At 65.7% G+C, this 25820-nt stretch carries 24 protein-coding genes; 6 read left to right on the plus strand and 18 right to left on the minus strand.

The genetic code is table 11. The features are described 5' to 3' along the window. Window positions 1-131 precede the first annotated feature (131 nt). From AB3X94_RS19555 to gph, 5 genes are all read left to right on the plus strand, one after another. Window positions 132-923: a TonB family protein gene (locus tag AB3X94_RS19555; protein ID WP_368612408.1), complete on the plus strand. Its 792-nt coding sequence runs from the start codon at window positions 132-134 to the stop codon at window positions 921-923. Between the two features lie 67 nt (window positions 924-990). Beyond that, window positions 991-1761 (plus strand): MotA/TolQ/ExbB proton channel family protein, encoded by a 771-nt coding sequence (locus AB3X94_RS19560; RefSeq protein WP_368612409.1) that lies wholly within the window; start codon window positions 991-993, stop codon window positions 1759-1761. Continuing rightward, on the plus strand, window positions 1752-2174 hold the full coding sequence (locus AB3X94_RS19565; RefSeq protein WP_368612410.1) for an ExbD/TolR family protein: 423 nt from the start codon (window positions 1752-1754) through the stop codon (window positions 2172-2174). The genes AB3X94_RS19560 and AB3X94_RS19565 overlap by 10 nt, the downstream gene beginning before the upstream one ends. Before the next feature lie 149 nt (window positions 2175-2323). Continuing rightward, window positions 2324-3151 (plus strand): HAD family hydrolase, encoded by an 828-nt coding sequence (locus tag AB3X94_RS19570; protein WP_368612411.1) that lies wholly within the window; start codon window positions 2324-2326, stop codon window positions 3149-3151. Further along, complete coding sequence (gene gph, locus AB3X94_RS19575; protein WP_368612412.1) at window positions 3142-3834, plus strand: phosphoglycolate phosphatase; 693 nt, start codon at window positions 3142-3144, stop codon at window positions 3832-3834. Before AB3X94_RS19570 ends, gph begins: the two co-directional genes overlap by 10 nt. A 9-nt stretch (window positions 3835-3843) precedes the next feature. On the opposite strand, the gene AB3X94_RS19580 is transcribed toward gph, so the two are convergent. The 8 genes from AB3X94_RS19580 to AB3X94_RS19615 all read right to left on the minus strand — a co-directional run bounded on the left by AB3X94_RS19580 (window position 3844) and on the right by AB3X94_RS19615 (window position 12972). Next, on the minus strand, window positions 3844-4506 hold the full coding sequence (locus AB3X94_RS19580) for an ankyrin repeat domain-containing protein (RefSeq protein WP_368612413.1): 663 nt from the start codon (window positions 4504-4506) through the stop codon (window positions 3844-3846). A gap of 14 nt (window positions 4507-4520) precedes the next feature. Then, window positions 4521-5141 (minus strand): cytochrome c, encoded by a 621-nt coding sequence (locus tag AB3X94_RS19585; RefSeq protein WP_368612414.1) that lies wholly within the window; start codon window positions 5139-5141, stop codon window positions 4521-4523. Further along, on the minus strand, window positions 5138-6871 hold the full coding sequence (locus AB3X94_RS19590; RefSeq protein ID WP_176107440.1) for a PQQ-dependent dehydrogenase, methanol/ethanol family: 1734 nt from the start codon (window positions 6869-6871) through the stop codon (window positions 5138-5140). Before AB3X94_RS19590 ends, AB3X94_RS19585 begins: the two co-directional genes overlap by 4 nt. A gap of 445 nt (window positions 6872-7316) precedes the next feature. Continuing rightward, a complete protein-coding gene (locus AB3X94_RS19595) occupies window positions 7317-8189 on the minus strand; it encodes a VOC family protein (protein WP_176107439.1) in 873 nt (290 codons plus the stop codon). An 87-nt stretch (window positions 8190-8276) separates the two neighbouring features. Beyond that, window positions 8277-8705, minus strand: a complete 429-nt coding sequence (locus AB3X94_RS19600) for an RT0821/Lpp0805 family surface protein (protein ID WP_368612415.1) — start codon at window positions 8703-8705, stop codon at window positions 8277-8279. An 18-nt stretch (window positions 8706-8723) separates the two neighbouring features. Further along, window positions 8724-10475 carry a SulP family inorganic anion transporter gene (locus AB3X94_RS19605; protein WP_368612416.1) on the minus strand — a complete coding sequence of 584 codons (1752 nt, stop codon included), beginning with the start codon at window positions 10473-10475 and terminating at the stop codon, window positions 8724-8726. 82 nt (window positions 10476-10557) lie between these two features. Further along, on the minus strand, window positions 10558-11517 hold the full coding sequence (locus AB3X94_RS19610) for a DUF2950 domain-containing protein (RefSeq protein ID WP_368612417.1): 960 nt from the start codon (window positions 11515-11517) through the stop codon (window positions 10558-10560). A gap of 9 nt (window positions 11518-11526) precedes the next feature. After that, entirely contained in the window at window positions 11527-12972 is a 1446-nt protein-coding gene (locus AB3X94_RS19615; RefSeq protein WP_368612418.1) for a DUF3300 domain-containing protein, read from the minus strand. Between the two features lie 348 nt (window positions 12973-13320). Between AB3X94_RS19615 and AB3X94_RS19620 the strand changes: the two genes are divergently transcribed. Then, the gene (locus AB3X94_RS19620) at window positions 13321-13794 is read left to right on the plus strand and encodes a glycine zipper family protein (protein ID WP_176107434.1); all 474 of its coding nucleotides are present in this window, start codon (window positions 13321-13323) and stop codon (window positions 13792-13794) included. Between the two features lie 126 nt (window positions 13795-13920). On the opposite strand, the gene AB3X94_RS19625 is transcribed toward AB3X94_RS19620, so the two are convergent. The 10 genes from AB3X94_RS19625 to AB3X94_RS19670 all read right to left on the minus strand — a co-directional run bounded on the left by AB3X94_RS19625 (window position 13921) and on the right by AB3X94_RS19670 (window position 25820). Then, entirely contained in the window at window positions 13921-14937 is a 1017-nt protein-coding gene (locus AB3X94_RS19625; RefSeq protein ID WP_368612419.1) for a hypothetical protein, read from the minus strand. A 19-nt stretch (window positions 14938-14956) separates the two neighbouring features. Continuing rightward, a complete protein-coding gene (locus AB3X94_RS19630; RefSeq protein WP_176107432.1) occupies window positions 14957-15214 on the minus strand; it encodes an RNA-binding protein in 258 nt (85 codons plus the stop codon). 20 nt (window positions 15215-15234) lie between these two features. Further along, window positions 15235-16017 (minus strand): enoyl-ACP reductase FabI, encoded by a 783-nt coding sequence (fabI, locus tag AB3X94_RS19635; protein WP_176107431.1) that lies wholly within the window; start codon window positions 16015-16017, stop codon window positions 15235-15237. Window positions 16018-16029: 12 nt separating this feature from the next. Beyond that, window positions 16030-17205, minus strand: a complete 1176-nt coding sequence (locus tag AB3X94_RS19640) for an acetate/propionate family kinase (protein WP_368612420.1) — start codon at window positions 17203-17205, stop codon at window positions 16030-16032. A gap of 4 nt (window positions 17206-17209) precedes the next feature. Continuing rightward, window positions 17210-18145, minus strand: coding sequence for a phosphate acetyltransferase (locus AB3X94_RS19645; protein ID WP_368612421.1), 936 nt, complete (start codon window positions 18143-18145; stop codon window positions 17210-17212). Between the two features lie 118 nt (window positions 18146-18263). Beyond that, window positions 18264-20600, minus strand: a complete 2337-nt coding sequence (locus tag AB3X94_RS19650; RefSeq protein WP_368612422.1) for a DUF3141 domain-containing protein — start codon at window positions 20598-20600, stop codon at window positions 18264-18266. Window positions 20601-20778: 178 nt separating this feature from the next. Further along, window positions 20779-21342, minus strand: coding sequence for a membrane integrity-associated transporter subunit PqiC (locus AB3X94_RS19655; protein WP_368612476.1), 564 nt, complete (start codon window positions 21340-21342; stop codon window positions 20779-20781). Window positions 21343-21422: 80 nt separating this feature from the next. Further along, window positions 21423-23042, minus strand: coding sequence for an intermembrane transport protein PqiB (locus AB3X94_RS19660; RefSeq protein WP_368612423.1), 1620 nt, complete (start codon window positions 23040-23042; stop codon window positions 21423-21425). Next, a complete protein-coding gene (locus AB3X94_RS19665; protein WP_368612424.1) occupies window positions 23026-24306 on the minus strand; it encodes a paraquat-inducible protein A in 1281 nt (426 codons plus the stop codon). Before AB3X94_RS19665 ends, AB3X94_RS19660 begins: the two co-directional genes overlap by 17 nt. Next, the gene (locus AB3X94_RS19670; RefSeq protein ID WP_368612425.1) at window positions 24303-25820 is read right to left on the minus strand and encodes an efflux transporter outer membrane subunit; all 1518 of its coding nucleotides are present in this window, start codon (window positions 25818-25820) and stop codon (window positions 24303-24305) included. The genes AB3X94_RS19665 and AB3X94_RS19670 overlap by 4 nt, the downstream gene beginning before the upstream one ends.

A 25820-nucleotide genomic window follows, 5' to 3' on the forward strand; every position in this document is an offset into this window, starting at 1 on the left:
GTTTCAAGGTAGCCCACCGGGTGATTGTTTGACAACGCGGATCGGCGGGAGATTTTCCCGAATTGCTTCGCGCCGGCCGTCGCGGGTTTGAAAAGCGGGGTCCACGGAGGACAATGACCACGGAGGTGGCGATGATGCTGCAAGTTGCCGTGGTGCACCCAGCAAGTTCTGCGAATCCCGCGGCCGGCTACCGTCGCGCGGCGATCGTGCTGGGCGCCGTGATCGTCGCGCACCTGCTGCTGCTTGCCATCGCATTGAGCGCACGCAACCGGATCGTCGAGCGTCCGGCCGAGCCGCGCACGATCACCGCGTTGCTGCTGAGCCCCGAGCCTCCCGCTCCGGTTGTTTCATCACCCGCGCCGCCCCCGCCCGCCGCAATCGCCCCGCCGGCACCCACGCCGGCCGTCACGCATCCCGCCGTGCACCCCAAACCGGCGCCGCAGCCGCGCGCGCAGGTGCCGCATAGTGTGGAAAAGCCTGTGCCGACACCGTCTCCGACACGCGAAAGCACCACTCAGCCCGTCACGCAAACCGCCGCGCCATCGGCGGCGCCGCAGGCCGCCGTGCCCACCACGCCAACGGCCGCCGCGCCGTCGGCGGCATCCGCTCCCGCCGCTCATCCGGCGGCGCCCGCGTCGACCGAGCCGCGCAACGTGGCGCATGTCGACTGCTCGATTCCGAAGCCCGACTATCCCGACGTCGCGAAGCGGCGCGGCGAGCATGGCACGGCGATCGTGCGCTTCGTCGTCGGTCTGAGCGGGCATATCGAAACAGCGCAATTGCAATCCAGCAGCGGCTCGGCTCGGCTCGACGACGCGGCGCTCGCCGCCGTGCATGCGGGTGCCTGCCAGCCCTACACCGAAAACGGCACGCCGGTGCGCGCCGCGTATTCGCAGTCGTTCGTATTCGGACTGACCGAGTGACCGAGTGACCGAACCGATGTAACCGAACCGCCAAACAGACCACCGACACCAACCGAAGGAACTCGCCATGCAACATTACGGACTCGCAAACGTCTGGGATTCGGGTGATTTCGTCACGCGCGGCATTCTGTGTGTGCTCGTCATCATGTCGGTGCTGTCGTGGACGGTGATCATCGTGAAGCTGTGGCAGGTGGTCCGCCTCAGGCGCGTGACCAGCCAGAGCGACGCGCGCTTCTGGAGCGCGGACCGCTTCGACGACGGGCTGCACGCCCTCGGCTACCCGGATTCGAGCCCGCACGACAATCCGCTGCTCGCGCTCGCGCTGGCGGGCCATGAAGCCGCGACGCATCATCGGCAGACGCAGCAGCAGTTGCACGACCGCATCGATGTGTCCGACTGGATCACCCGGCGTCTGCAGGACACGATGGACGAAACGATCGCACGTCTGCAAAGCGGCCTCGCAATTCTTGCTTCGATCGGCAGCACTGCGCCTTTCGTTGGGCTGTTCGGCACCGTATGGGGCATCTACCATGCACTGATCGTGATCGGCGAGACCGGTCAGACGTCGATCGATCATGTCGCCGGCCCGGTCGGCGAGTCGCTGATCATGACGGCGTTCGGGCTCTTCGTCGCGATACCGGCCGTGCTCGGCTACAACGGACTGACGCGCGCGAACCGCTCGATCGTCGCGCGCCTGAAGCGCTTCGCGCACGGCTTGCATGCGTACTTCGTGACCGGTGCGCAATTGCCGTCGAGCGCCGGCCCGCAGATGCGCGTGGTACCGCGCGGCACCAACGCGACGAACGCAACTCGCGACGGAGACCTCGAATGGCAATGAGCCCTTTCTCCGACGACGACGATCAAGGTCTGATGAACGAGATCAACATGACGCCGCTCGTCGATGTGATGCTGGTCCTGCTGATCATTTTTCTCGTCACCATTCCGGCGCTGCAACACGCGGTCAGGATCGATCTGCCGCATGCGAGCAGTCAGCCGGAAGCGGTCAAGCCCGCGCATGTGGACGTCGCGGTGCAAGCGGACGGCGCGGTGCTGTGGGACGGTCAGCCCGTGACCGACGACGGCTTGCGCGCGCGCATCGCGCAGGCCGCCCTCGCGACGCCGCAGCCGGAGCTGCATTTGCGCGCCGATCGCAAGGTGCCGTACGAGCGGGTCGCGATCGTGATGTCGGCGGCGCAAAGCGGCGGGCTGACGAAGCTGGGCTTCGTGACCGATCCGCAGCTGGGCAAATGACGCGGCGCGGCGCGCATGTTGCGGCGTGCTCGTCGGCACATAATGCAATGCTTATCGACGGCGAAAGAATCTCTGAATTTGAGTCGGCGGATGGCTCGGCTATCGTGGTGCGTGTCTGAACGGCACCCCACCCTCGCGAGGACCGCACGATGCAAGCCCTTATCTTCGACGTCGACGGCACGCTCGCCGACACCGAGACCGCTCATCTGCAAGCGTTCAACGCCGCGTTTGCGGAAGCGGGCCTCGACTGGTTCTGGGACGAAGCGCTCTATTCGGGCTTGCTGAAAGTGGCGGGCGGCAAGGAGCGTCTGCTGCATTACTGGCGCACGGTCGCGTGCGAGGAAGCCGCGGGCCCGCGAGCGCGAGAGGCCGTCGACGCGCTGCACGCACTGAAGACGCGCCACTACACCGAGCGCGTGCGCGAGCGCGGCGTGCCGCTGCGACCCGGCATCGCGCGTCTGATCGACGAGGCGAACGAGGCCGGCCTGCGCGTGGCGATCGCGACGACCACGACGCCCGCCAACCTCGACGCGCTATTGCACGCGCATTTCGGCGCCAGCTGGCGCCATCGCTTCGCGGCGATCGGCGACGCCGGCACCACGCCGGCGAAAAAGCCCGCCCCCGACGTCTATCGACACGTGCTCGAACAGCTCGGCTTGCAGCCCGCAGCCTGCCTCGCCTTCGAGGACTCGCACAATGGGTTGCTCGCGGCGCGCGCCGCGCGCGTGCCGGTCGTCGTCACGCCGAGCACTTTTACCGCGCATGAGGACTTCGACGGCGCGCTGGCCGTGTTGCCTCATCTCGGCGATCCGCATGCGCCGATCGTTCCGATGGTGCACGGCGAATGGCATCGCTGGGTGGATCTGGCGACACTGCGTCGCTGGCATGAAGACGCCACGCGGCGTCCCGATTCGGCCGCGCGCGGCGCACTGAACGCGGACCAGGCGAACGCGAACGCGAGCGCGTCATGGCGATGAACCGCGGCTACCACGCTGTCCTGATCGATCTGGATGGCACGATGGTCGATACCGCGCCGGACATCGTCGCGGCCACCGGCCTGATGCTGAAAGACTTCGGCGCCGAGCCGCTGCCGTCAGGCATGGTGACCGGCTTCATCGGCAACGGCGTGCGCAAGCTCGTGCAACGCTCGCTGAACGCGGCGGGCCTCGGCCAGCATGTCGAACTGGAGCACGCGCAGCACGTATTCGAGCGGCATTACGCGGTGACCAACGCGGAGCTGGGTCGGGTATATCCCGGCGTGATGGCCGGGCTGCACGCGTTGCGGCAGCACGGGTACCGCTGCGCGTGCGTGACCAACAAGCCGCAGGCGCTGGCGGCGGCGCTGCTCGACAAAACGGGGCTCGCCGCTCATCTGGACGGGCTGGTCGCGGGCGACACCGTGGCGAGCATGAAGCCGTCGCCCGAACCGCTTTGGCACGCGTGCCGGCTGCTCGACGCCGAGCCCGAACGTTGCGTGCTGGTCGGCGATTCATCGGTCGATGTCGCGGCGGCGCGCGCGGCCGGTCTACCGGTCTTTATCGTCAGCTATGGCTATGGCAGCGCGAGCGGCGCCGACATGCCGCGTTGCGACGCGCTGATCGATTCGTTCGAGGCGTTGCCGGCGATTCTGGCGCAAGCGCGGCCGGCATTGCGCGCTTGATTCCAGCCGCTAACTCGCCGACAACAACCCCGCGACCCGCGCCGACTTCGTCTGTACCGCGATGTCTTTCGCCGTCATTCCACGGTTGTCCTTCAACGACCGGTTCGCGCCGCGCGCGAGCAACAGCTGGGCAGTCTCCGCGCGATCGTAGCCGGCCGCCCACATCAGCGCGGTCAGATCGTTCTTGTAGGTCCGGTTCACGTCGACGCCGGCATCGAGCAATTGACCGACGACCTTCGTGTGCCCCTCGCCCGCCGCGTATTCCATCGCGGTCTTGCCGACGCGATCGGTCGCGAGCGGATCGGCGCCATGCGCGAGCAGCAGCGCGACGATCTCGTCGAAGCCGCCGTAGGCGGCGGCCATCAGCGGTGTATCGCCCGGCGCGTTCGCATGCTGGACGTTCGCGCCGCGCTCGATCAGCGTGCGCGCCATCGCCGTATCGCCCTTCTTGCACGCGGTGACGAGCGCGGTGTCGCCGATCCGGTTCAACGCATCGACCGACGCGCCGCGCTGCAGCGCCGCGACGACCGACTGCTGATCGTCGTCCTTCGCGGCCGCGAGCAGTTGGCGGTTGATTTCCCCCTGGTCCTGCGCGAGCGCCGGCACGCAAGCGCCGAACGCGGCGGCGAGCAGAACGGCGGCCACAAGTGACCGAGTGATCATGTCTGTCATCGTCTCTCCCCCCGCTACTGCAGATTGTTGATATAGGCGGCCAGATGATGGATGTCGTCGTCGGTCAGATTACGCGTCACGCTGGTCATGTTGCCCGCATCGTTGGTGCGCGTGTGCGAGCGAAAGTCCTGCAACTCCTTGACGATGTACTGATAATGCTGGCCCGCGACGCGCGGAATCTCGTTCTGCCCGGAAAAACCGCCCAGGTGGCACATCGTGCACAACACCTCGGCGGCCTTCTTGCTGCCCGCTTCTATGCTCGCGCCATCCGCTTTGAACTGCACCGATATGGGCTTCTGCGCGGCGAAGTAGTCGGCGAGGTCCTGCATGTCCTCGGCCGACAGGTTCGCCGCCATCGGCGACATGCGCGGATCGCTGCGCCGTCCCTGCTTGAAGTCCTTCAGTTCCAGATATATATAGCGCGCGGTTTGGCCGGCCAGAATCGGATAGTCCGGATTGGTCGAATTGCCCATCGGTCCGTGACAGGCCACGCACACCTGCGCTTTCGCCTTGCCCGCCTCGGCGTCGGCGCGCGCGCCCGACGGCAGCCATGCGGCGATCAATCCGCCGCACAGCAGCGCCGCCCATGCAGCGCGCGCCCCACCCGGCGCTCCCCGCGGCGCCGGCCCCCTCATGGCACCGCGAACACGATGACGCTATTGCCGCGCTTGTAGTCGAGCTGCGTATTGCCGCCCGCCGCGACCGCCACGTATTGCTTGCCGTCGAGCGTGTACGACACGGCCGGCGCGTTGACGCCCGCGCCGCACTGGAACTCCCACAGCTTCTTGCCGTTTGCGGCATCGAACGCCCGGAACAGGCCGTTGCCCTCGCCGTTGAACACAAGGCCGCCCGCCGTCGCGAGTACGCCGCCGATCAGCGGCTGGTCGGTCTTGTAGTCCCACGCGACCTTGCCGGTGTCGACGTTGACGGCCGACAGCTTGCCCCATTGCGCCTCGGACGGGATCACCTTGAACGCGCCGCCGAGCCACAGCTTGCTGCCGCCCGGATAGGCGGCGTCCTCGACCTGGTACGTCATCGGCTGATGCAGGTTGGCCGCGTAGACGAGACGCGTCTGCGGATCGAACGCGATCGGGGACCATTCGACGCCGCCGTTCGCGCCCGGCAACATGCGCGCGCCGGCCGCGGTCGGCAGCGTCCACATGTTTTCCTGCGGAATCATCGCCTGCGAGAAGCGGATCAGACGGCCGGTCGCACGATCATGCACGTACACGTGACCGGTCTTGCCCGCATGCACGATGCCGGGGATCATCTTGCCGTCGTTGTCGCGCACGTCGATCAGCACCGGCGGGCTCACCGCGTCGAGGTCCCAGACGTCGTGCGGCACGTACTGGTAGTGCCATTTGTACTTGCCGGTGTCGAGATCGATCGCGACGAGCGAGTCCGTATAGAGGTTGTCTCCCGGCCGGATCGCGCCATACAGGTCCGGCGACGGGTTGCCGACCATGAAGTACACCGTGTTCGTTTTCCGGTCGATCGCCGGCGTCATCCACACGCCGCCGCCGAGCGTCTTGTAGAAGTCGCCGCCCTTGTCGGCCAGCTGCTTCTTCTCTGCGTCGATGTCGCGCTTCTCGTCGCGGCCGGTCGCGTCTTTGGTCGCCCACACGCCTTCCTGGCCGGTTTCGGGAATCGTGTAGAAAGTCCACAGCAACTGGCCGGAATTCGCGTCGTACGCCTTCACGAAGCCGCGAATGCCGTACTCGCCGCCGTTCGTGCCGATCAGCACCTTGCCGTCGACGACCGCCGGCGCCATCGTTTCCGAGTAGCCCTGGTCGGGATCGGCGATCTGGGTTTGCCACAGCACGTTGCCGGTTTTGGCGTCGAGCGCGACGAGCTTGGAGTCGAGCGTGCCCATATAGAGCCGGTCACCCGAAATCGCGACGCCACGGTTGTTGGGTCCGCAACAGAACGTCGTGACCGGACCCATCTTGTGCTTGTAATGCCAGTACTCCTTGCCCGTCTTCGCATCGATCGCGTACACATGATTGAACGACGTGGTCAGGAACATCACGCCATCCTTCACGATCGGCGCCGTTTCCATCGATTCGTTGACAGCCGTCTGGAAGATGAACACCGGTTTGAGCTTCGCGACGTTCGTCCTGTTGATCTGCGAGCCCGGGTAATAGCGCGTCTGCGCATACGAGCCGTTCGAATGCAGCCAGACCGCCGTCATGCTGCCGGCGCGATCGAGCTGATCCTGGGTGACGGGCTGAAGCGTCGATGGCACCGGCGCGGCGGTGGTGGTCGCGCTGTTCTGTACTTCGTCGGCGGCATGAGCCACGGGCAAGCCGAACGCGATGGCGAGCAGTGGCAGGCCGACAATTCCCTGAATACGGTTGAATGGCATGAGCGTCTCCTAGCTTTTTACATTCCTATGAATTGCAGCGCAGGAGTGCGACATGGATCCACGCGGACGACAGCGTGAAAAAACACGGTGGCGCAACCCTCGCAGACAACAAAAGCGTACGGCTTCGAATCGTTGTTCAGCTCTGTCAGGACGGGTCGGCTTCGCAGAGGGGGGAAGTGATGCACGGGTCCGCGGCAAACCGGCTCGATTAAGGGTAGCCGATGTGTTGTGGATTTTCTAGAGTAAAGCGTTAAGGAGTGGCAAGCGATCGGCGCGCACCGTTGTCGCCAGTCACTGCCGCCCTGGTCATCGTTTTCACCTACGTTGCGGCGTTTCCCACGGGATCTGCCGCCGCAGTCGGATCGAACACGTGGCAATGGCAGTCGATCTTGTCTCCGAATACGCTCATGAGTTTTTCCACTGAATAGACCGCTCATTGAGCCGATCAGAACCGCCCGCCGCGCCAATCGGCGCCCTGCAGATAGTTCCGGTCGGTCTGTTCCGGATTGCGGTTTACCAGAGGTCGCGCGTAAAGCGGGTGATGCAGGCTGCGCACTTCGTGCTCGAGCCTGAAGCAACGCTGCCCGGACGCCAGATCGACGAGGTCGGCAAACCGGTATTGATGCGGCTCCTCTCCATACACGAGGCCTTTTTCGGCGAGCCGCCTGAACGGCTCCGAAAAAGCCGCCGTGTAAATGGCGATGTGGTGCCCGTCGTATTCAGGAACGGGCTCGGTTGTCTCCGCATACAGCAGTTGCTGATGCGTGCCGATGTCGATGATCGCGCGGTGCAAGCCATGCTTCTCTTCGATGTCGACGGGCGCATCGAACATATCGCGGTAAAAGCGCGCGATAGGCAGCGCGCTGCCGACCGGCACATCCATCTTCACGAACGCGATGCCCAGATCGATTTGCGACCACGGAGCCGACGCGGATCGATCGACGGGATCGAGGCACTCGTAGCGATTGCCCCATGGACACGTCACTTCGACACTGCCTGCGCGCTCCGTCCAGCCGAACCCGGTGCCGGCGAGCAGCGGCTCGACCGAGCGCAAACGCTTCACCAGCGCGTCGAGTTCGCCCACCACAAGACCGACACTGCCGCGCAAACGTTGCGCCGCCCCGTGCGGCAAGTGAATCTGCGAGCGGCCGATGTTGATCCACATATTCTCGACCCCAGTCATCACGAACGGATCGCGCGTGAGCCCGAGGCCGGTGACGTAGAAGGCGGTCGCGAGAATCTGGTTGGGGATTTTCAGGTTGACGTGTTCGAGCAGGATCAGATTGCCGGTATCGTCGTTAGCGTAAGAGTGTTCCATGTGTCTGCCTTGTGCATGAGCCGCGAAACGCTGGGCAAATTATGCATCAACAGCGCAAATGGTTCGTATCGAGCGACGCGCAGGTGCTTATCTCTTCAGTACCTTCCACGGTCCATCGCCGGTTTTGCAGACGATCGGCGTCCAGGTTTGGGTCTGTCCTTTCGCAACCGCGGTCAGCGTCGCGGTCCGGCAGGTTCGATCGCCGTCCTTCGTCGTATCCTGCGGCGTCACCGTGCCCGTGATCGAAACGGAATTGCCGGTGCCCGCATTGCTCCACTCGTACGATTCGCCATCCTTTTTCGTATCGAGCGCCTTTTGCGCCGCATCGTTGAGCGCTTTACGGTCGGCTTCGTGCATGTAGGTGACGGGCGTGTCTTTCAGAAAGTTCAGGTTCGCTGCATGGCACAAGACGGGGCTGGCGAGCAGCGCCGCTGCCGTCAACCACTGCGTGATCGTGAGGGAGTGCACGGCGTCGTGTGTGAGCGCGCGCGCGCCAGGAAGCAATTGACGTGACATTTGGTTTTCTCCTCGAGATCATCCGCGACCCGCTTCGTCCGCGAGATCGCCGTTTTGCTGGAATGCGTCGACGAGGTCGGCCACCGAGCCGCGTCGGCTGATGTGGCCGACACGAACCTCGAGCCCCTCGGCGCGCAGCAGGTCGCGCACGTCCGCGTGAGCGCCGACGACCTTCATCCCGGTGCCCGCCGCCTGCAGCGCGACGTGCATCGCCTTGAGCATGCGCGCGCCCGCCAGATCGACGACCGGCGACGCCGACAGATCGCAGATCACGAGCCGCACCGGCTCGGGAGCGGCGCGGATCATGCGCCAGATCGTCTCGCGTACGTGCTCGACGTTGAAGTACAGCAGCGACGCCTCGACCCGCACCGCCAGCACATGTGCAATCGTCTCGTTCTCGGCATGACGTTCGAGATCGGAGAAATAGCGCGTGCCGGGAATACGCCCGAGCATCGCGACATGCGGATGCGCGGCGCGGCGGATGATCAGCAGCATCGACACCAGCACCGCGACGATCACGCCCTTCAGGATGCCCAACAGCAGCACCGCCGCGAACGCCACCATCGAAATCGCGAATTCGAAGCGGCTCACGCGCCATACATGACGCAATTCGCGGACATCGACGAGGCCTTTCACGGCCACGAGCACGATCGCCGCCAGCACGACGTTGGGCAGATTCGCGAGCAGTCCGGTGAGGAACATCAGACAGAAGCCGATCGCCAGCGACGCGAAGACCAGCGCCAGCGGGCTTTTCGCGCCGGCCTTGTCGTTCACCGACGATTGCGACAGCCCGCCCGCGACCGGAAACGCCTGGAACAATCCCGCGGCAAGATTGGCCGCGCCGAGACCGAGCAATTCCTGGCGGGCGTCGATCTCGTCACCATGTGCCTGCGCGAGCGCGCGCGCGGCCGACACGCTCTCGACATAGGAGAGCAACAGGCACGCGAACGCGAGCGGGATGATGCCATCGACATCGCTTACCCGCAGCCCCGGCAGACGGAATTCAGGCAAGCCCTGAGGCAGCGCACCCACCAGCGTAAAGCCGCGGCTGGCCAGCGACGTGACGGACAGCGCGACGATCGACGCAGCGACCACGGCGAGCGCCACCGGACGCCCCGGCAGAAGCTTTTCGCCGAGCAGCAGCAACGCGATGCAAACGAGACCGAAGGCGAACACGCTGACATTGGTCAGCGGAAGCTGCCCCCACAGCACGGCAATCCGTTCGAAGAAAAATTCGCCGCCGCCTTTCACGCCGAACAGCTTCGGCAACTGGGTCATCGCGATCGTCAGCGCGGCGCCCGCCTTGAAGCCGAGCAGAATCGTCTCGCTGATGAAGCTGACGAGCGAACTTAGGCGCAGCAGCCAGCCGATCACGCACATGCACGCGATCAGCACCGACGTGAGCGCGGCGATCGAAGCCCAGCGCGCCGGATCACCGTCGGCCATCGTCGCAACCGTCACGCCGACCAGCATCGAGATCGCCGAGGTCGGGCCGACCGCGAGCTGGCGCGACGAACCGAACAGCGCGTAACAGAGGCCGCCCACCAGATAGCCGTAGATGCCGTATTGCGGCGGCACGCCGGCGAGCGACGCATACGCGAGCGATACCGGAATGCCATAGGCCGCGAGCGTCACGCCGGCGACCGCGTCTTTCGCGAGCCAGCGCGGCTGATAGCTTCGCAGCCATTGCGCGGGCGGAAACGCGGAGCGCCACCCGCGCGCGGGTGGCGTGGCTGACGCGAGGCCGGTGACGCCAGGTGGGTGGTTCAACGTAGCGCCTCGAGTACGAAAGCGGAGCCGACGGAAGCACGGGCGCGCGGCGCGGGCATGGCTACTGCCGACCCCGAGCGGTTCAGAGCGAATCCTTGACGCGCTGCCACGTGTGATCCGGGTTGAATTCGGTCACCGGCGGCGCATGCGGGCCACGGTCCTTCTGGTAGATCACGCCGTTGTTGCTCACCACGAAGGTCATCACGCCGCTCTTGCCGTACTGCGCCGGATAAGCGACCATCGCGAACCCCGCGATCATGTGCCCGTTGATTACGTAGCTGAACGCGCCGCCCGGCGCGTTCTTGCCCTGCCGCGTCAGGATCTGGAACTGGTAGCCCCGGTAAGGATCGCCCGCCGCGTGGCCTTTCAGATATTCGGAGCTGGCGGCGACGAGCGGGCCGAACGGACTTTCCTCTTCGTCGCTGTTTTCGTCGGTATGCCAGTAGAGACCGTCCTGCTTGCCCGGCGTGCTGGCCAGCTTCTGCGCGTATTCGTGCAGGCCGTCGTGGTTGCGGTCGCGCGACGCATATTGGCGCTGCGCGTCGAGATAAGCCTCCAGCACCCTGATCGCTGCGAGTTCGTTGGAGCCGATGCGTCGATTGATCAATTCTTCTTCGCCCTCTTCGGTCGCGAAGCGCCAGCCGCCGCCGTCCTTGACGATCGGTATCGGCATCGGCCACGCCTCGTCGCCGACCAGCAGAATCCGCCGGTTCGGTCCCCTGTCGTCGAGCAAGTGATAGGCGTCCAGCTCCTTGCTCGCCTTGGCCCAGTTCGCCTCGTTCTCCGCCTGATCCGGCGAGACCACGAGGCTCTTGTGCGTTTCGCCGAAGATCGCGACGAGCGACGCTTCGTCGTCGGTCTTCAGCGCGCTGGACAGCGCGGCGACCGCGTCTTCCGGGGTGGCGAAAGTGCGCTGCCCTGCGGCGAACGCCGCCATTGGAACCGACAGCGCGAGCACCATCGCGCACAGCCGCCGCGATGAGGTCACGCGTCGCCGCGAAACGTCGCGTGCGCGCTTTCCGGTGATGCTCTGCCCGTCCATACCATCTCCTTATCGCCGTCCGCCGCCGCGGCCGCCACCACCGGCCCGCGGCGTGAATCCGCCACCGCCACGCCCGCCGCCGGAAAATCCGCCGCCGCCACCGCCGCCACGCGCCGCCGACTGGCGGCTCGCCGCGCCGCGCGCGCTATTGGCCTGCGCGTCGCGCGCCGAGCCGTAGCCGCTGAACGCATCGCCGCCGCGCGCGCCCGTCGACGCCGTCGGACGCTGGGACGGCTGCGGCCGCCCTTGCGCGCCAGCGCCGCCCCCTGCGAAGTTGGCGCCCGCACCGCCGCCAGCACCGCCTGCGCCGCCACCCGCAAAGTTCGCGCCGGCAACGCCGCCCGCTCCGCCGCGGTTGCCGCCTGCCAACCCACCGCCCGCACCCGCACCCGCGCCGCCGCCGCGCGACGGCGGATCGCCGACCCGCTGCGTGCGCGCCGAACGATCCGAGATACCGCTGACCTGGCCCGGCTTCTTGTCCGGGGTCCATGCGGAGGTACCGCCTCCCTGCCCGCGACCGCCGCCGCGGTTGATGTCGCCGGTGTTGACATTGCCGGTGTTGATATTGCCGCGCTCGACGTTCCTATCGCCCCGGTTAACAGTTCTATCGCCGCGCTCGACGTTTCTTTCGCGGTTGATGTTGATGTTGTTGTTGCCGCCGCCCCCGTAATGCGTTTCATAGTGCCCGCCGTTCCAGGCGGCGGTAATCGCCGCGCCCCAGATCAGCCCCGTCGCGAGCGCGGCGCCGGGCGCGTACGGATAGTAGTAGGCCGGATATGGCGTGGGCGCATACGCGTAGGTCACGGGTGCACTGGCCACCACGACGGTCTGCGGGTTGTACTGCGGCACGTAGATCACCTGCGGATCGGCCGGCTGGATCTTGATCACTTCCTTCTCGACGACCACGACCTGCTTGTCGTCGGATTTCAGATGCCCCGCCGACTGCGTTTGGCGCCGGAAGCGCTGAATCGCTTCGAGCACCGAGCCCTGATCGGCGACGACGGCCTCGCCGAGATCGATCGTCCAGTCGAGATCGGTGCTCATGTTCTTGACGATGTCGGGGTAATTCAGCAGCGCCTTTATCGGATCGTGCCACGCGTCGTTGAGCTTCAGCGACTTGTTGTTCTTGTACTGGTCGAGAAACCGGTCGGCCTGCACGATTTCCACCGGATAGGTGGACGCAGGCAGGATGATCGCGATCAGGTCGTCCGGATACAGCGCGATCGGCCCGACGAGCTTGTCGAGCGTCGCCGCGGGAATGGGCGCGTTGGCCGCGTTCGCCGGGGCGTTCGCGGCCGGCGCCTGCGCCAGCGACACCGCAGTGGAGAACGCGCCGCAGCACGCCAGAAGCGCGGCACCCAGCACATGGCTGACGCGTCGCGCGCGCCTCGGCTCGTCGTCGAGCGCCGTTGCAAACGGGATGGTGCGTGCGCGCGCACGCGAATCGCGGTCCATCGATGCTTCCCCTTGCGCTTCGTCAGCGGCCTCAGGCTGCATCGCTACGCGGCAGTCCACGGCCATAATTTTCGACAGACAGTTCTCCGAAGCAATGGAAACGACCTGCACCTGTTGCATGAATACAGTTTGGAAATCACAAACGATATTGCAAATACGACCTTGGTCCGATTGCGCCAAACAAGCCCGCGACGCCATGATGAAAGCGAACCTGCCATTGCTGCGCATCCACCGCGCGGCAACCGGTCCCATCAGAATTCCCATTCACGGGTGCCGGTTGCGCCCTCACGCCTGAACCGACAGGCAGCCGGCGACTCGCATCCGCGTGTGCCCACGCAAGGAGCTGTCGTGAACAAATCGACGAAATATGCCGTTATTGCTGCGTTGACGGCGTCGCTATCGCTCGAAGGCATCGCGCAATCGAGGCCGATAGCGTATCCGGCCAGAGGGCAAAGCCCGCAGCAACAGCAGCAGGACGAAGGGGCCTGCTATGCGTGGGCGAAGAACAATACCGGCATCGATCCGACCCAGGTCGCCAACGCCCCGCCCCCGCCTTCCGGCCCCGCGGTGGGAGGCGGCGAGCGCGTGCAGGGCGCGGCGCGCGGCGCGGCCGGCGGCGCAATCATCGGCGCGATTGCGGGAGACGCCGGCAAGGGCGCGGCGATCGGCGCGGCGACCGGCACGATGGTCGGTGGATCGCGCGCGCGGCAGAACCGGCGCGCCGCCGCGGCGAATTCGCAGGCGCAAACGCAGGGCGCGATGGACACGTTCAATCGCGCTTTCGCCGCATGCATGTCGGGCCGGGGTTACACCGTCAATTGACCACACAAGGGGAACAGAATGATTAACCGCAAACTGATCGTCGCGGCGGCGCTCGTGTGTGTCGCGAATACGGGGTTCGGTCAGACGGCGGCACCGGTCACGGTCAAATAGCGAGCATGGCTCGCATCAGAGCAGGCGGTGCGCTTGCGCGAGGTCGCTGAAGAGCGGCGAAAAATCAGCGCGTCGGAAACGCACCGTCGAGAAAACCCGCATCGCATTGGGACTTGCCGGCAGATGCGCAAGGCGAAACTCAATTTCGTGCGCGGGCCGTGTATCGCCGTCTTCCACGACGACGTTCATCCTGTCGAGCCGGTATTTGCTCTTGCGCACGTAGACATGCGCGTCCGGCGCCTGCAGCACACCGCACATCACGTCGAGATGCCGCTCCAGCGCCTCGGTCTTCAGGCCCAGTTGCGCTAGAGCCTGATCGTTCTCTTCGATCTGCGCCTGCAGCTTCGCCACCTCCGCGTAATTCGACGACGCGTCGCTACCCAGCAGCGAGCGCACGCCCGCTCCTTGCCGTTCGAGAATCGTCAGACGCGTTTTCAGCAGCGCCCTTTCACGTTCCAATTCGTCCTGCCGCGACGTCTCGGCCTCGATCTTGCGGAGGCCTTCGAGCACGAGCTGATCGACGATCCGCAACAAGATTTCATGCCGCAACGCGGCTTCGGACTCGCCACACACGCGCACCTGGTGATCGCTGAAGTTGAGGGTCGTCTGCGCGAGGTCGGTCTGGGTCGTCTCGCCTCGTTGGCCGACGCCGAAAACGCGCCGCTCGTCGAAGGCCATACCGAGCACCGCGAATACCGGATCGGCAACGGGATGGTCGTTGAAGAACTGATTCAGCTCGTGGGAGCGGTTGAAGACCGGGCAGACGTCGTCGGGTGTGGCGAAAAAGGCGTGGATGTATGGGTCGGTCGCCCACGCCGCCGCGCTCGCCTCGCGCACGGGCGGCACTTCATCGGCGAGCCGGTCCAGATAGGCGAGCGTGTGTTGCACGGCGGGCCGCAGGCGCGACGCATAGTTGCGCGCGAGCCGCAACGACGGACAGAGCCCGACGATTCGCTCGACGATTTCCTGCGCCTGCTGATCGTCGCTCTCCGGGGCAGCGCTGCGCTTCGTCAGCCACGACAACAGACCCATCTCCGGCTCCCGTCGCCCGTTACGACTCGTCGCGCTCCGGCAGCAGTTGCGCGACGATCGTGTGGTTCTTCCAGAACAGGTTATGCACGCGGCTTTGCAGTATGCGCAGCCCGTCCGTGGGCACGTCGTCGAAGACGACCACCGCACCCGGACGCGAACCCGTACCGGGCACCCGCTGGATCGAACTGAAGCGCGGGAATCCGTAGCGAATCAGGAACTCGCCGATCTCTTCGTCGGAGACGCTTTCCTCGACGTTTCCAAGAAACAGTTCAGCCATGATGCTTACTCCTCCAGACCCTAAGCGACGATGTTCAATCCGCCGTCGATATACAAGGTGGAACCGGACACTCGCCGCGCATACGGCGTGGCCAGAAACGCACAGGTATAGCCGACGTCCATGATGTCGACCAGTTCGCCGAGCGGCGCGCGCTGCACCGCTTCGTTGAGCAGCAGCTCGAAATCCCTCAGGCCCGAAGCGGCGCGAGTCTGCAGCGGTCCGGGAGAAATCGCGTGCACGCGGATGCCCCTCGGTCCCAGCTCGAACGCCAGATAGCGCGCGCAGGCTTCGAGCGCCGCCTTGACGGGGCCCATCAGGTTGTAATTCGGCACCACCTTGTTCGCGCCGTAGTAGCTCATCGTCAGCATGGTGCCGCCGTCTTTCATCAGCGGCGCGGCGAGGCGCGCCATCCGCACGAACGAATGGCAGGAGATGTCGATCGCGCTCAGGAAGCCCTCGCGCGACGATTGCAGCAAGCCGCTCTGCAGATCCGCTTTGGGCGCCCATGCAACGGCGTGAACGAGAATGTCGAGCTCCCCCCATGTTTTCTCGATCCGGTCGAACACGGCCTCCATTTCGTCCTCGCCCGTTACGTCGAGCGGCATGAAGATCTCGGCATCGAGTGCTTTGGCGATCGGTTCCACATAAGGAAGCGCCTTGTCGTTCGCATAGGTGAGCGCGACGCTCGCGCCGAGCTCGCGAAACGCCTTCGCGCATCCATAGGCAATCGAATGCTCGTTGGCGACGCCGGTCACGAGGGCCTTCGCACCTTCGAGAATCAAACGCGGTTGCTCGACAGACATGATGAAACTCCTCTATGGGGCGATAGCGCGCGTGTGACGGGCAATCATCAGTTCCTCGTTGGTGGGCACGACCCAGACCGCCAGCTTGCTCGAAGCGGTCGTGATCAGCGACCCGTTCGCCCGATTGGCCGCGTCGTCGAGTTCGGCGCCGAGCCACGCGGCGTCGCGCACGATGCGCTCGCGGATCGCGACCGCGTGCTCGCCGATGCCGGCCGTCAGCACCAGCGCGTCGATACCTTGCATCGCCGCCGCGAGACTGCCGAGTTCTCGCCCGATGCGGTAGGTGTAGACGTCGATCGCAAAGCGCGCGCGCGGGTCGTCGCTGTCGAGCAGCACGCGCATGTCGCCCCCGATGCCCGACAGGCCGAGCAGCCCCGAGCCCTTGTAAATCAGGTCCGCGATCGCCTGCGAATCCATTTTCAGCTCGTCGAGCAGATAAAGAATCACGCCGGGGTCGAGGCTGCCGCAACGCGTGCCCATCGGCAGGCCTTCCACCGCCGTGAAGCCCATCGTGCTGGCCACGCTCTTGCCCGCGACCATCGCGCACATGCTCGCGCCGTTGCCCAGATGCGCGACCACGGTGCGCCCCGCCGCCGCGTCCGGTGCGATCTGCGGCAACACGCTCGCGATGTATTCGTACGAAAGCCCGTGAAAGCCGTAGCGCCGCACGCCGTGGTCGGTAATCGACGGCGGCAGCGCATAGGCCTGGGCGGTCTCGGTCTGCGTGCGATGAAACGTGGTGTCGAAGCACGCGACCTGTGGAAGGTCGGGACGCAGTTGCGCAAGGATGCGGATCGGCGCGAGGTTATGCGGCTGATGGAGCGGCGCGAGCGGGCTCAGGCTGTCCAACTGGTCGATGACCTCGGGGGTCACGAGGACGGGGCCGACAAAGCGCTGTCCGCCATGCACGACACGATGCCCGACCGCCTTCAGTTGATTGCCGCTTCCGTGCTCGCGCAAGAAGCCGCCCAGATATTCGATCGCGCCCTGATGGCCGAGGCGATGGCCGTCGCCCCATTCGTGCGAGCTGACGTTGCCGTCGCGATCGGTCGCGCGAAAACGCGGGTTCGTGTAAAGCGCTTCGATCTGGCCGCGCAGAATCAGCTCGAGTTGCGCGTGTTGCGCGTCGAAGGCTCGGAACTTGAGGCTAGACGAGCCTGCGTTCAATACGAGGATCACATCCGACATGGCGTCACCCGACTACCTTGGCGGCCTCGCGCCTTGCCTTCGCCACCAGTGCGGCGACCGCGCACGACGCGAGACGCGTGGACAGCGAATCCGCGCGGCTCGTCAGAATGATCGGCACGCGCGCGCCTAGCACGATGCCCGCCGCGTCCGCGCCTGCCAAAAACGACAGGCTTTTCGCCAGCATGTTGCCCGCTTCGAGGTCCGGCACCACCAGTACATTGGCGCGTCCCGCCACCCGCGACTCGATCTTCTTGATGCGCATGGCTTCGAGGCTGATCGCGTTGTCGAGTGCAAGCGGACCGTCGACGAGCCCGCCGGTGATCTGCCCGCGGTCCACCATCTTGCACAACGCCGCCGCTTCCACCGTCGATGGAATCTTCGGATTGACGCTCTCGGTCGCGGACAGAATCGCCACGCGGACTTCTTCAAATTTCAGCGCGTGGCCGAGATCGATCGCGTTCTGCAGGATGTCGACCTTTTCTTCGAGCGTCGGCGCGATGTTGATCGCGGCGTCGCTGATGATCAGCGCGTTCTCGTACGCGGGCACGTCCATCACGAAGCAATGGCTGATGCGCCGCTCGGTGCGCAGGCCGGTGTCACGGCGAATCACCTCGGCCATCAGCTCGTCGGTGTGCAGGCTGCCCTTCATCATGGCCTCGGCCTTGCCTTCGCGCACCAGTTGTACGGCTACAGCGGCAGCGGCATGGCTATGCGCTGCATCGACGATCGTGAAGTCCGAGATGTCGATGCCGTGCTCGGCGGCGATCGCTTCGATACGGACGCGCGGCCCGACTAGAACCGGCTCGATCAGGCCCATGCTCGCCGCTTCGACGGCGCCCTGCAGCGAACTCTGGTCGCACGGGTGCGCGACCGCTGTCGGCATCGCCGGCAGCGTCTGGCAGAACTCGATCAGGCGCTGATACTTCGCGTGCTTTTCCATCGGCTTATTCCTCGTGTGTACAGCGCGTCAGATTCGTGACGCGCGATGCGCCCGGCTGACGGGCGCCGTGCTTACCGTTGCGTCATGCTTGCATCCGGCCGCGCAACGCGCCGCTCGCTCACATGCGCGTGGGGTCAGGCAAACGGGCGTCGCGCTTGCGGTTCACTCGCGAACCCAGCACCGCGCGGATGCGTTCGAACGCGTCCTTTTGCGCGGCGTCGGGCGACGCGTTCAACACGCGCTCATCGCTCGCCAGCTTGTCGAGCAGTTGCAGAAAGCGCTCGCGGTCCTCGCTATGGGAAAGCAGCTTAGGCAGCGTCGCAATCGCCTGGTCCGGTTCGAGGCTGACGATGATTTCCTGCTCGCCCCGGATGCGCCGCCAGTGATCGCTGCTGATGTCGGGCAGGTACTCCGCGTAGCTTTCGGCGATCTCCTTGCGCAGCTCGTAGCGCGCGAGCGGCAACGTCTCGCCTCTTTGCGACAACAGGAAGGCCGCGCGCGCGAGCGCCTCCGTGTAGCCGCCGTCGCCGATCGCCTCCAACGCGGTGCGCACGAACGGCAGCTCGCGCGGATCGATCGCGCCGGCCTGTGCGGGCGCGCCGTCGGCCGTGGGCTTGCTCAGGTACGTCGCATACAGGTTCGCGTACACGCTGAAGAAGCCGGCCTCGGTCACCGCGTCGCGCATCGCGCGGTAATAGTCGAGCGACGCGCTGATCATTTGCGAGCCGTTGCGTTCGAGCTTGCTCCACGGGTTATCCGCGCCGGTCCGCTGACGATTCTCACGCACCGACTGCGCCGCCGCCGGCAGCCAGCCAAGCCACGGGTTCATCGCGGAAACGGCCCAGCGCTGCCAGCGCAGCGGATGAAACTGGCGCAGCATGCGGGCGCTCGTTTCGTTCGACATCGCCTGCACGAACGGCTGCGCGAACAGTTCATACATGCGCTGATTCATATCGGACACCGCCGCGACCGCTTCGAACGGCTTTTCGTCGATGCGGCCGAAGCGGTTCAAGCGCGCGGCAATCTCCTCGAGCCGCCGCTCATGAAATTCCACTTCGTAATCGATCTCTCCGGCCGCGTTCCTCGTCTCGTTGATGGTCATGCCGTAGAGCCCGGGCGGAAACGTTTCGATGGTCTCGAGGACGGAGACGATCTGCCTGTGCTCTTTCTTCGCGACTTTGCCGGACACGAAAATGCCCAAATGCCCGATGTTCTGGTGCGTCAGACCGACGATCACCTGGCCGCGCGCCTTGATCTCCTCGGTGCTGCCGTACAGGTCCGCGACCCAGTTGAACGCCTGTTGAGGCGGCGTGATGTTGTCGCCCATCGACGCGAACAGGATGATCGGCGAGCGGATTTCACGCAGATCGAACGCCTGGCCGCTGCTGTTCGTCACACCGCCCGACCACAGCTTGTTGCCGACGAACAGGTTGCGCGTGATCCATTCGATCTCTTCGCGATTCATCAGGTAGTAGCTGCCCCACCAGCGCTCGAATTCCAGAAAGCGCGGCGGTTCGGTATCGACGTTCGAGTACAGGTGGTAGTACTTGTCCCAGAACGTGTTGGCGGGGTTCAGGTTTTCGAAGTTCTGCACCAGATACGCGCCGTCGAACTTGCCGTTGCCGAGATCCGCCGCGTACGACGCGAGCCACGCGCCGCCCAGCATGCCGCCCGAATAGCGCATCGGGTTGTCGCCCTCGCCTTCGCTCCAGGCGGCGCTCCAGTACGACATCGGCGCACCGTTGATGACGATCGGGCCGGTCTCCTCGGGGTCGGAGCTGGCGAGCATCATCGCCGCCCAGCCGCCCTGGCAATTGCCGATGATCGCGGGCTTCGGACTGTCCGGATGCAGCGCGCGCACCTTGCGCACGAATCGCTGCTCGGCATTGCACACGTCGAGCAGAGTTTGACCGGGTTCGGGGTCGCGAAAGAACACCACGAAGTAGACGGGATAGCCCGCGCGCAGCGCGATGCCCGCCTGCGAATCGTCCTTGAAGCCGCCGATGCCGGGGCCGTGGCCCGCGCGCGGATCGATGATCAGATACGGGCGCTTGCGCACGTCGACGCCCACGCCTTGGAGCGGACGAAGTTGCAGCAGCGCATAGTTGACCGGCCGCTCGAACGTGCGGCCGTCGAGCAGCATGTCGTATTCGAAATGCAGCACCGGCGTCGGACCGCTGACGCTGCGTTCGACGAATTCGTTGCCGCGCCGGTATAGCGTGTCCCAGAAGAGCAGCGAACGCTGCGCGGCATCCACCGCGTATTGCCACGCGCTGAGCGGATCGAATGGCGCGGGCATCGCGCTTGCAGTCGGCGCGCCATCGTGATCGAGGCCGAGCGTTTCGGTGACCCGTTCGTTCAGATGCTGCTGCGCGATTTGCGTGCGCTTTTGCAGCACGCGGGTGATTTTCGAGGCAATGTCCTGGCTTTGTGACAACAGCGTTTCAGCGTCCATCGGAAGACTCCTGAAAGGTGCGCGTCACGATCGCTGCGGACGCACGCGCCGTGCATCGATTGAATCGTGGATTTGGCCCTGGCCTGTGGCAATCGGACCAAGGTCTTATTATGCGCGCGACCCAGCGCGGCACCCGGGGTCGGGCGCCGTGCGTGTCGACGTGGCGCGCCGCGACGAGTCATTGAGCGGGGCTCGCCTGCACGGCGGCGGCGATATCGCGGCTCACCGAGGCGAGCGCGCGATCATGCGCGGCGATGATCGGCTCGAAGCCGGGACCGGACACGCTCTCGCGAGCGACCGAGCGGCCGGTGACGGCGCGGATCTTGCCGGGCGGGCGCACGGCCCAAAGCACGTCGACGGTGACGTCGCGCCCCGGCACGGACTCGAAGCGCATCACGTCGATCCGCACGCGCCAGACGACGGACGGATCGCGTACCGCATCGAACACCGAAACCTGCTGCGAGTTCAGCAGTGCGCCGAGGTCGGCCGCGATCACACGGCCGATGTCGCCACCGAGCGGCTGCGCCCAGCGGTCGAATTCGTTGACCTCGACCTCGTTGTTGCCGATCCGCGTGACGATCTGCGGCCGGTCGACGATCTCGGGAATCGTGACCGGACCGATCACGGCCGCGATCGGCCGGCTCGCGCCGGTGCCGCTCAGCGATTCGTCGGGGCTCAGCGTGTAGAAGTTCGTCGCCGGCGACTTGCAGGCGCCGAGCAGAGCGGCGGCGAGCGCGAGCATCAGGCAGGCTGTGAGGCGGACCGTGAAGCGGGCCGAAAAGCGGGGCAATAAGCGGGGCAACAAACGGACCGTCGCATCTGTCATGGCTTCTTGCCCTCCGACTTGCCGCGCACGAGCGATTCCGGATGCTGCGCCAGATAGTCGGCCAAGGTGCGCAGCGACGCCGCGGTGCGCGTCAGTTCACGCATCGCGTCCTCCGTCGATTGCTGCAGCGACGAGTCCGGCTGCAACGCGGCATTCGCCGAATCGAGCGTGGATTGCGCCGACAGCAGCGTGTCGAACGCTTTCGGCACGACCTGGGTGTGAAGCTGCCCGAGCATCGCGTTGGTGGTGCGCAGCGTCGAGCGCGCGTCCTTGCCGATATCCTCGAACGGGATGTTGTTGACCTTGGTCAGCAGTCGCGAGACCGAGTCCTGCAGCGATTGCAGCGTGCGCGGAGTCGCGGGCATTTCGGGCGGCGTCTTGCTCCAGTCGATCGACGCCTTCGGCGCGTCGGGGAAAAAATCCACCGCGAGATAGAGCTGGCCCGTCAGCGGATTGCCGCTTCTCAACTGGAAGCGCAACCCGCGCTCGACGAGGAAGTTCGCAAGCGCGCGCGGGTCCGCGGTAAGCCGTCCGCCGTCGCCGGCGCCGTCGTTCCGATAGCGCGACGTGAACCGCTCCGGATAAAGATTGATTTCGACCGGAATGCTGAACTGGCGCGTCTTCGGATCGAAGCGCGTGTAGATCGCCGTCACTTCCCCGATCACGACGCCGCGGAAATCGACGGGCGCGCCGACCGTCAGACCGCGTACCGAATCGGTGAAATTCACCACGTACTTGTCGACGATGCGATCGTGCTGCTCCATCGCGTCGGCGCGCCTCGGGTACAACTCGAACCGGGTGCCGCTATCGGCGCTCGTCTCCACCTGCGATCCTGGCGGCGATTCGAACGCGATCCCGCCGATGATGATCGACACGATCGACTGCGTTTCGAGGCGCAAGCCGTTGCTGTCGAACGACATGTCGACACCGCTCGCGTGCCAGAAACGCGTGTCGGTTCTCACGAACCGGTCATAGGGCGCGTTGACGAACACCTTCACCGTGACGCCACGGCCGTCCGGGTCCAGGTGGAACGACGAGACCTGGCCCACCTGGATTCTGCGGAAAAAGACCGGCGTGCCCACGTCGAGCGAGCCGAGTCCAACTCCGTGCAACGTGTACTCCTGCCCCGGCACGTCGCTCGCGATCGCGGGCGGCTCCTCGAGGCCGACGAAGCTGCGGCGCGCTTTCGGCGAATTGCCGACATCGACGTCGATATACGAGCCCGACAGCAGCGTGCCGAGCCCCGACACCGTGCCGCCCGAAATGCGCGGACGCACGACCCAGAAGCGCGTGTTGTCGACGAGCAGGTCCGACACGTCACGCGTCACCTCGGCCTTGGCCACCACGCGCTTGTGATCCGGCGTCAGCGATACCGCTTCGACCACGCCGATGTCGACGTCCTTGAACTTGAGCTTCGTCTTGCCTGCTTCGAGACCGTCACCGGTCTTGAAGCTGATACTGATCTGCTCGCCGCGCTCCATCACCGCCTTCACCGCGAGCCAACCGCCGATCAGGATCGCGACGATCGGCACGAGCCAGACCAGTTGCATCCGCCAGCGCGAGCGCGGTACCGGCTCGGCGGCGGGCAGCTCGGGCTCTTCAGTCGGAGTGGACACGTTCGGTCTCCATAGCGTCCCACATCAGGCGCGGATCGAAGGCCATCGCGGCGAGCAAGGTCAGCACGACGACCGCGCCGAACGCGACCGCCGCCGGGCCGGCCTTGATCGTCGCGAGCGCCTGGAACTGCACCAGCGCGACCAGCATCGTGATCACGTAGATATCGAGCATCGACCAGCGCCCGATCAGCTCGATCAGCCGATAGATCCGCGTGCGCTGCCCGGGTAGCCATTGCCAACGAAGCTGCGTGGACAACGCGAGATAGCCGATGCCGAGAATCTTCAGCATCGGCACCGCGATGCTCGCGATGAATACGAGCACCGCGAGCGGCCATGAGCCCGATACCCACAGATAGACCACGCCGCTCAGGATCGTGTCCTTCTGCGAGCCGAACAGCGAACTCGTGTCCATCACGGGCAGCACGTTGGCCGGAATATAGAGCACCATCGCGGCGACCAGATACGCCCAGGTCCGCGACAGGCTCGCGGGCTTGCGCTGATGCAACGGCGCCTTGCAGCGCGGGCAGACATGCTTGCCCGCGCCGCCGGGCTGCTTGAGCAGCAGGCCGCATTCTTCGCACAGCACGAGCCCGTAGGCAGACGCCGTGATGGCGTTGCGGCGCACGCGGATCGGCGGCAATTGCCAACCTTGCGCGCCACGCGCCGCCGTGATGCGCGACCACACTTCGCGCGGATCGAACGTCGCCGCCGCGGCCGCGAGCAGCAGCATCAGCGCGATGAACGACCACAGCGCGGTGCCCGGCACCACCTTCGCGATATGCGCGAGCTTGACCAGCGCGACCAGCAGACCGAGGATCAGCACCTCGGTCATGCCCCACGGCCGCGCGAGCTGAAACACGCGAAAGAACTCGACCGGGCGCCACGGTGCGCGCCCGAAGTGCAGCGGCAGCAGCAGCCACAGCATCGCCGCGGTTTGCAGCACCGGCGTGACGATCGTCGTGAGGCCGACCAGCAACGCGAGCGGCCACGCGCCGTGGGTGTACAGCATGCGCACCGAACCCGCGAGCGTCGTCTGCACGAGATTGCCGTTCAGCGACAGACCGACGATCGGAAACGCGTTCGAGATCACGAGCAGCACCGCCGACGCGCACGAGAATGCGAGCGCATACTCGGGCCCGTTCGAGCGTCCGCGCCTGAGCTCCGCGCGGCAACGCTGGCAGCGCAACGCATTGCCGGCGGCGGGCGGCGCGCCGAGCTGAAGCAGGTCGCACTCTTCGCACGCGATCAGCTCGTTGCCCGTCATCTCGCCGCCTCCACTGCACCCGACGTTCCACCCGGCGCGGTCAAGTTCTGCGAGGCCGGCGCCATCGCTGGCGACGCTTGCGGCGCGGCCGGCGGTGCAGTCATTTTTTCCGCCTCGGCCACCCAGCCGCCGCCCGTCGCCTTGTAGAGCGTGACGTACGAGGCCAGCACCGCGCCTTGGGTCTGCGCATAGCTCAATTGCGCGTTGAACAGGCTGCGCTCCGCATCGAGCACTTCGATATAGCTCGTATAGCCGCCTTCGTAACGCTGCCTCGCGAGGTGCGCATACGTGACCAGCGCTTCGACCTGAAGGTTTTGCGCATCGAGTGCCTGATGTGTCTTCTGCACGGAGAGCAACGAGTCCTCGACCTCCTGAAACGCCACCTGGATCGCCTTTTCATACGAGTACAGCGCTTCCTGCTGGCGCGCTTCGGCCTGATGCACCTGGCCGGTGATGTTGCCCGCCGTGAAGATCGGCTGCGTGACGCTGCCCGCAAACGACCACGCGCGCGCCGGTCCGGTGAACAGATTCGAGAACTGCGCGCTGACCGAACCGAACAGCCCGGTCAGCGAAATCGACGGGAAGTACAACGCGCGCGCCGCGCCGATCAGCGCGTTTTGCGCGACCAGCGTCTGCTCGGCCTCCAGCAGATCGGGACGGCGTTCGAGCAGTTCGGACGGCAGCCCCGCGGGAATCGGCGGCGTGCCCATCTGCGCCAGCTCACGGCCGCGCAGAATCGCGCCGGGATTCCTGCCGATCAACACCGACAACGCGTCTTCCTGCTGGCCGATCTGCGCTTCGAGCTGCGGCACCGTGACCTGCGCGGCTTGATACTCCGACTGGCTTTGCGCGAGTTCCATCTGCGAGACCTCGCCGTAGCGGAAACGCGCCTCGAACACGCGCACCGATTCCGCGCGGCTTTGCACGGTCTCCTTCGCGATCTCGAGCTGCCGGTCCAGACTGCGCAGATTGATATAGGCCGAGGCGACCGAGCTGACCAGCGTCAGAATCGTCGCGCGGCGGCCCTCTTCGCTGGCGAGCAGATTCGCGCGCGCCGCCTCGGTTTCGCGGCGCACCTTGCCGAACAGATCGAGTTCCCAGGACACCGCCAGGGTCGCTTCGAACTGGTTGTAGACGGGGCTCACGCCCTTGGGCACCGTCACGGCTTCGACCTGCGAGACGCGTTGGCGCGACGCCTCGGCGCCTGCCGAGACTTGCGGGAACAGCCCGGAACGCGTGGTCACGAACATCCCGCGAAACTCGTCGACCCGGGCGGCCGCGACCTTCACGTCGCGGTTGTCCTGCAGCGCGGTGGCGATCAGCTGATCGAGCACTGGGTCCTGAAACTGCTCCCACCATACGGCGTTGGCGATGCCCGCGGCCTCGCCCTGGGCGAAACGATAGGTGGCGGGCACCTCGACCGCCGGGCGTTGGTAGTTGGGGCCTAGCAGGCATCCGCTCAGCGCGAGCAGCATGACGGAGGCGAGCAGACGGGTCGGTGCCGTGCCGCGCAT

Origin of the sequence: Paraburkholderia sp. BR10923, assembly GCF_040948765.1 — a bacterium.
Taxonomy (GTDB): Bacteria; Pseudomonadota; Gammaproteobacteria; order Burkholderiales; family Burkholderiaceae; genus Paraburkholderia; species Paraburkholderia youngii.

Bases quoted from the DNA above. Each gene is read 5' to 3' on its own strand.
- AB3X94_RS19595 (WP_176107439.1), bottom strand. From the start codon at position 8,189: ATGGAACACTCTTACGCTAACGACGATACCGGCAATCTGATCCTGCTC.
- AB3X94_RS19655 (WP_368612476.1), bottom strand. From the start codon at position 21,342: ATGCTCGCGCTCGCCGCCGCTCTGCTCGGCGCCTGCAAGTCGCCGGCG.
- fabI (WP_176107431.1), bottom strand. From the start codon at position 16,017: ATGTCTGTCGAGCAACCGCGTTTGATTCTCGAAGGTGCGAAGGCCCTC.
- AB3X94_RS19555 (WP_368612408.1), top strand. From the start codon at position 132: ATGATGCTGCAAGTTGCCGTGGTGCACCCAGCAAGTTCTGCGAATCCC.
- AB3X94_RS19610 (WP_368612417.1), bottom strand. From the start codon at position 11,517: ATGGACGGGCAGAGCATCACCGGAAAGCGCGCACGCGACGTTTCGCGG.
- AB3X94_RS19600 (WP_368612415.1), bottom strand. From the start codon at position 8,705: ATGTCACGTCAATTGCTTCCTGGCGCGCGCGCGCTCACACACGACGCC.
- AB3X94_RS19640 (WP_368612420.1), bottom strand. From the start codon at position 17,205: ATGTCGGATGTGATCCTCGTATTGAACGCAGGCTCGTCTAGCCTCAAG.
- AB3X94_RS19580 (WP_368612413.1), bottom strand. From the start codon at position 4,506: ATGACAGACATGATCACTCGGTCACTTGTGGCCGCCGTTCTGCTCGCC.
- AB3X94_RS19570 (WP_368612411.1), top strand. From the start codon at position 2,324: ATGCAAGCCCTTATCTTCGACGTCGACGGCACGCTCGCCGACACCGAG.
- AB3X94_RS19615 (WP_368612418.1), bottom strand. From the start codon at position 12,972: ATGGACCGCGATTCGCGTGCGCGCGCACGCACCATCCCGTTTGCAACG.
- AB3X94_RS19565 (WP_368612410.1), top strand. From the start codon at position 1,752: ATGGCAATGAGCCCTTTCTCCGACGACGACGATCAAGGTCTGATGAAC.
- AB3X94_RS19650 (WP_368612422.1), bottom strand. From the start codon at position 20,600: ATGGACGCTGAAACGCTGTTGTCACAAAGCCAGGACATTGCCTCGAAA.
- AB3X94_RS19645 (WP_368612421.1), bottom strand. From the start codon at position 18,145: ATGGAAAAGCACGCGAAGTATCAGCGCCTGATCGAGTTCTGCCAGACG.
- AB3X94_RS19630 (WP_176107432.1), bottom strand. From the start codon at position 15,214: ATGGCTGAACTGTTTCTTGGAAACGTCGAGGAAAGCGTCTCCGACGAA.
- AB3X94_RS19590 (WP_176107440.1), bottom strand. From the start codon at position 6,871: ATGCCATTCAACCGTATTCAGGGAATTGTCGGCCTGCCACTGCTCGCC.
- AB3X94_RS19560 (WP_368612409.1), top strand. From the start codon at position 991: ATGCAACATTACGGACTCGCAAACGTCTGGGATTCGGGTGATTTCGTC.
- AB3X94_RS19625 (WP_368612419.1), bottom strand. From the start codon at position 14,937: ATGGGTCTGTTGTCGTGGCTGACGAAGCGCAGCGCTGCCCCGGAGAGC.
- AB3X94_RS19670 (WP_368612425.1), bottom strand. From the start codon at position 25,820: ATGCGCGGCACGGCACCGACCCGTCTGCTCGCCTCCGTCATGCTGCTC.
- AB3X94_RS19585 (WP_368612414.1), bottom strand. From the start codon at position 5,141: ATGAGGGGGCCGGCGCCGCGGGGAGCGCCGGGTGGGGCGCGCGCTGCA.
- AB3X94_RS19665 (WP_368612424.1), bottom strand. From the start codon at position 24,306: ATGACGGGCAACGAGCTGATCGCGTGCGAAGAGTGCGACCTGCTTCAG.
- gph (WP_368612412.1), top strand. From the start codon at position 3,142: ATGGCGATGAACCGCGGCTACCACGCTGTCCTGATCGATCTGGATGGC.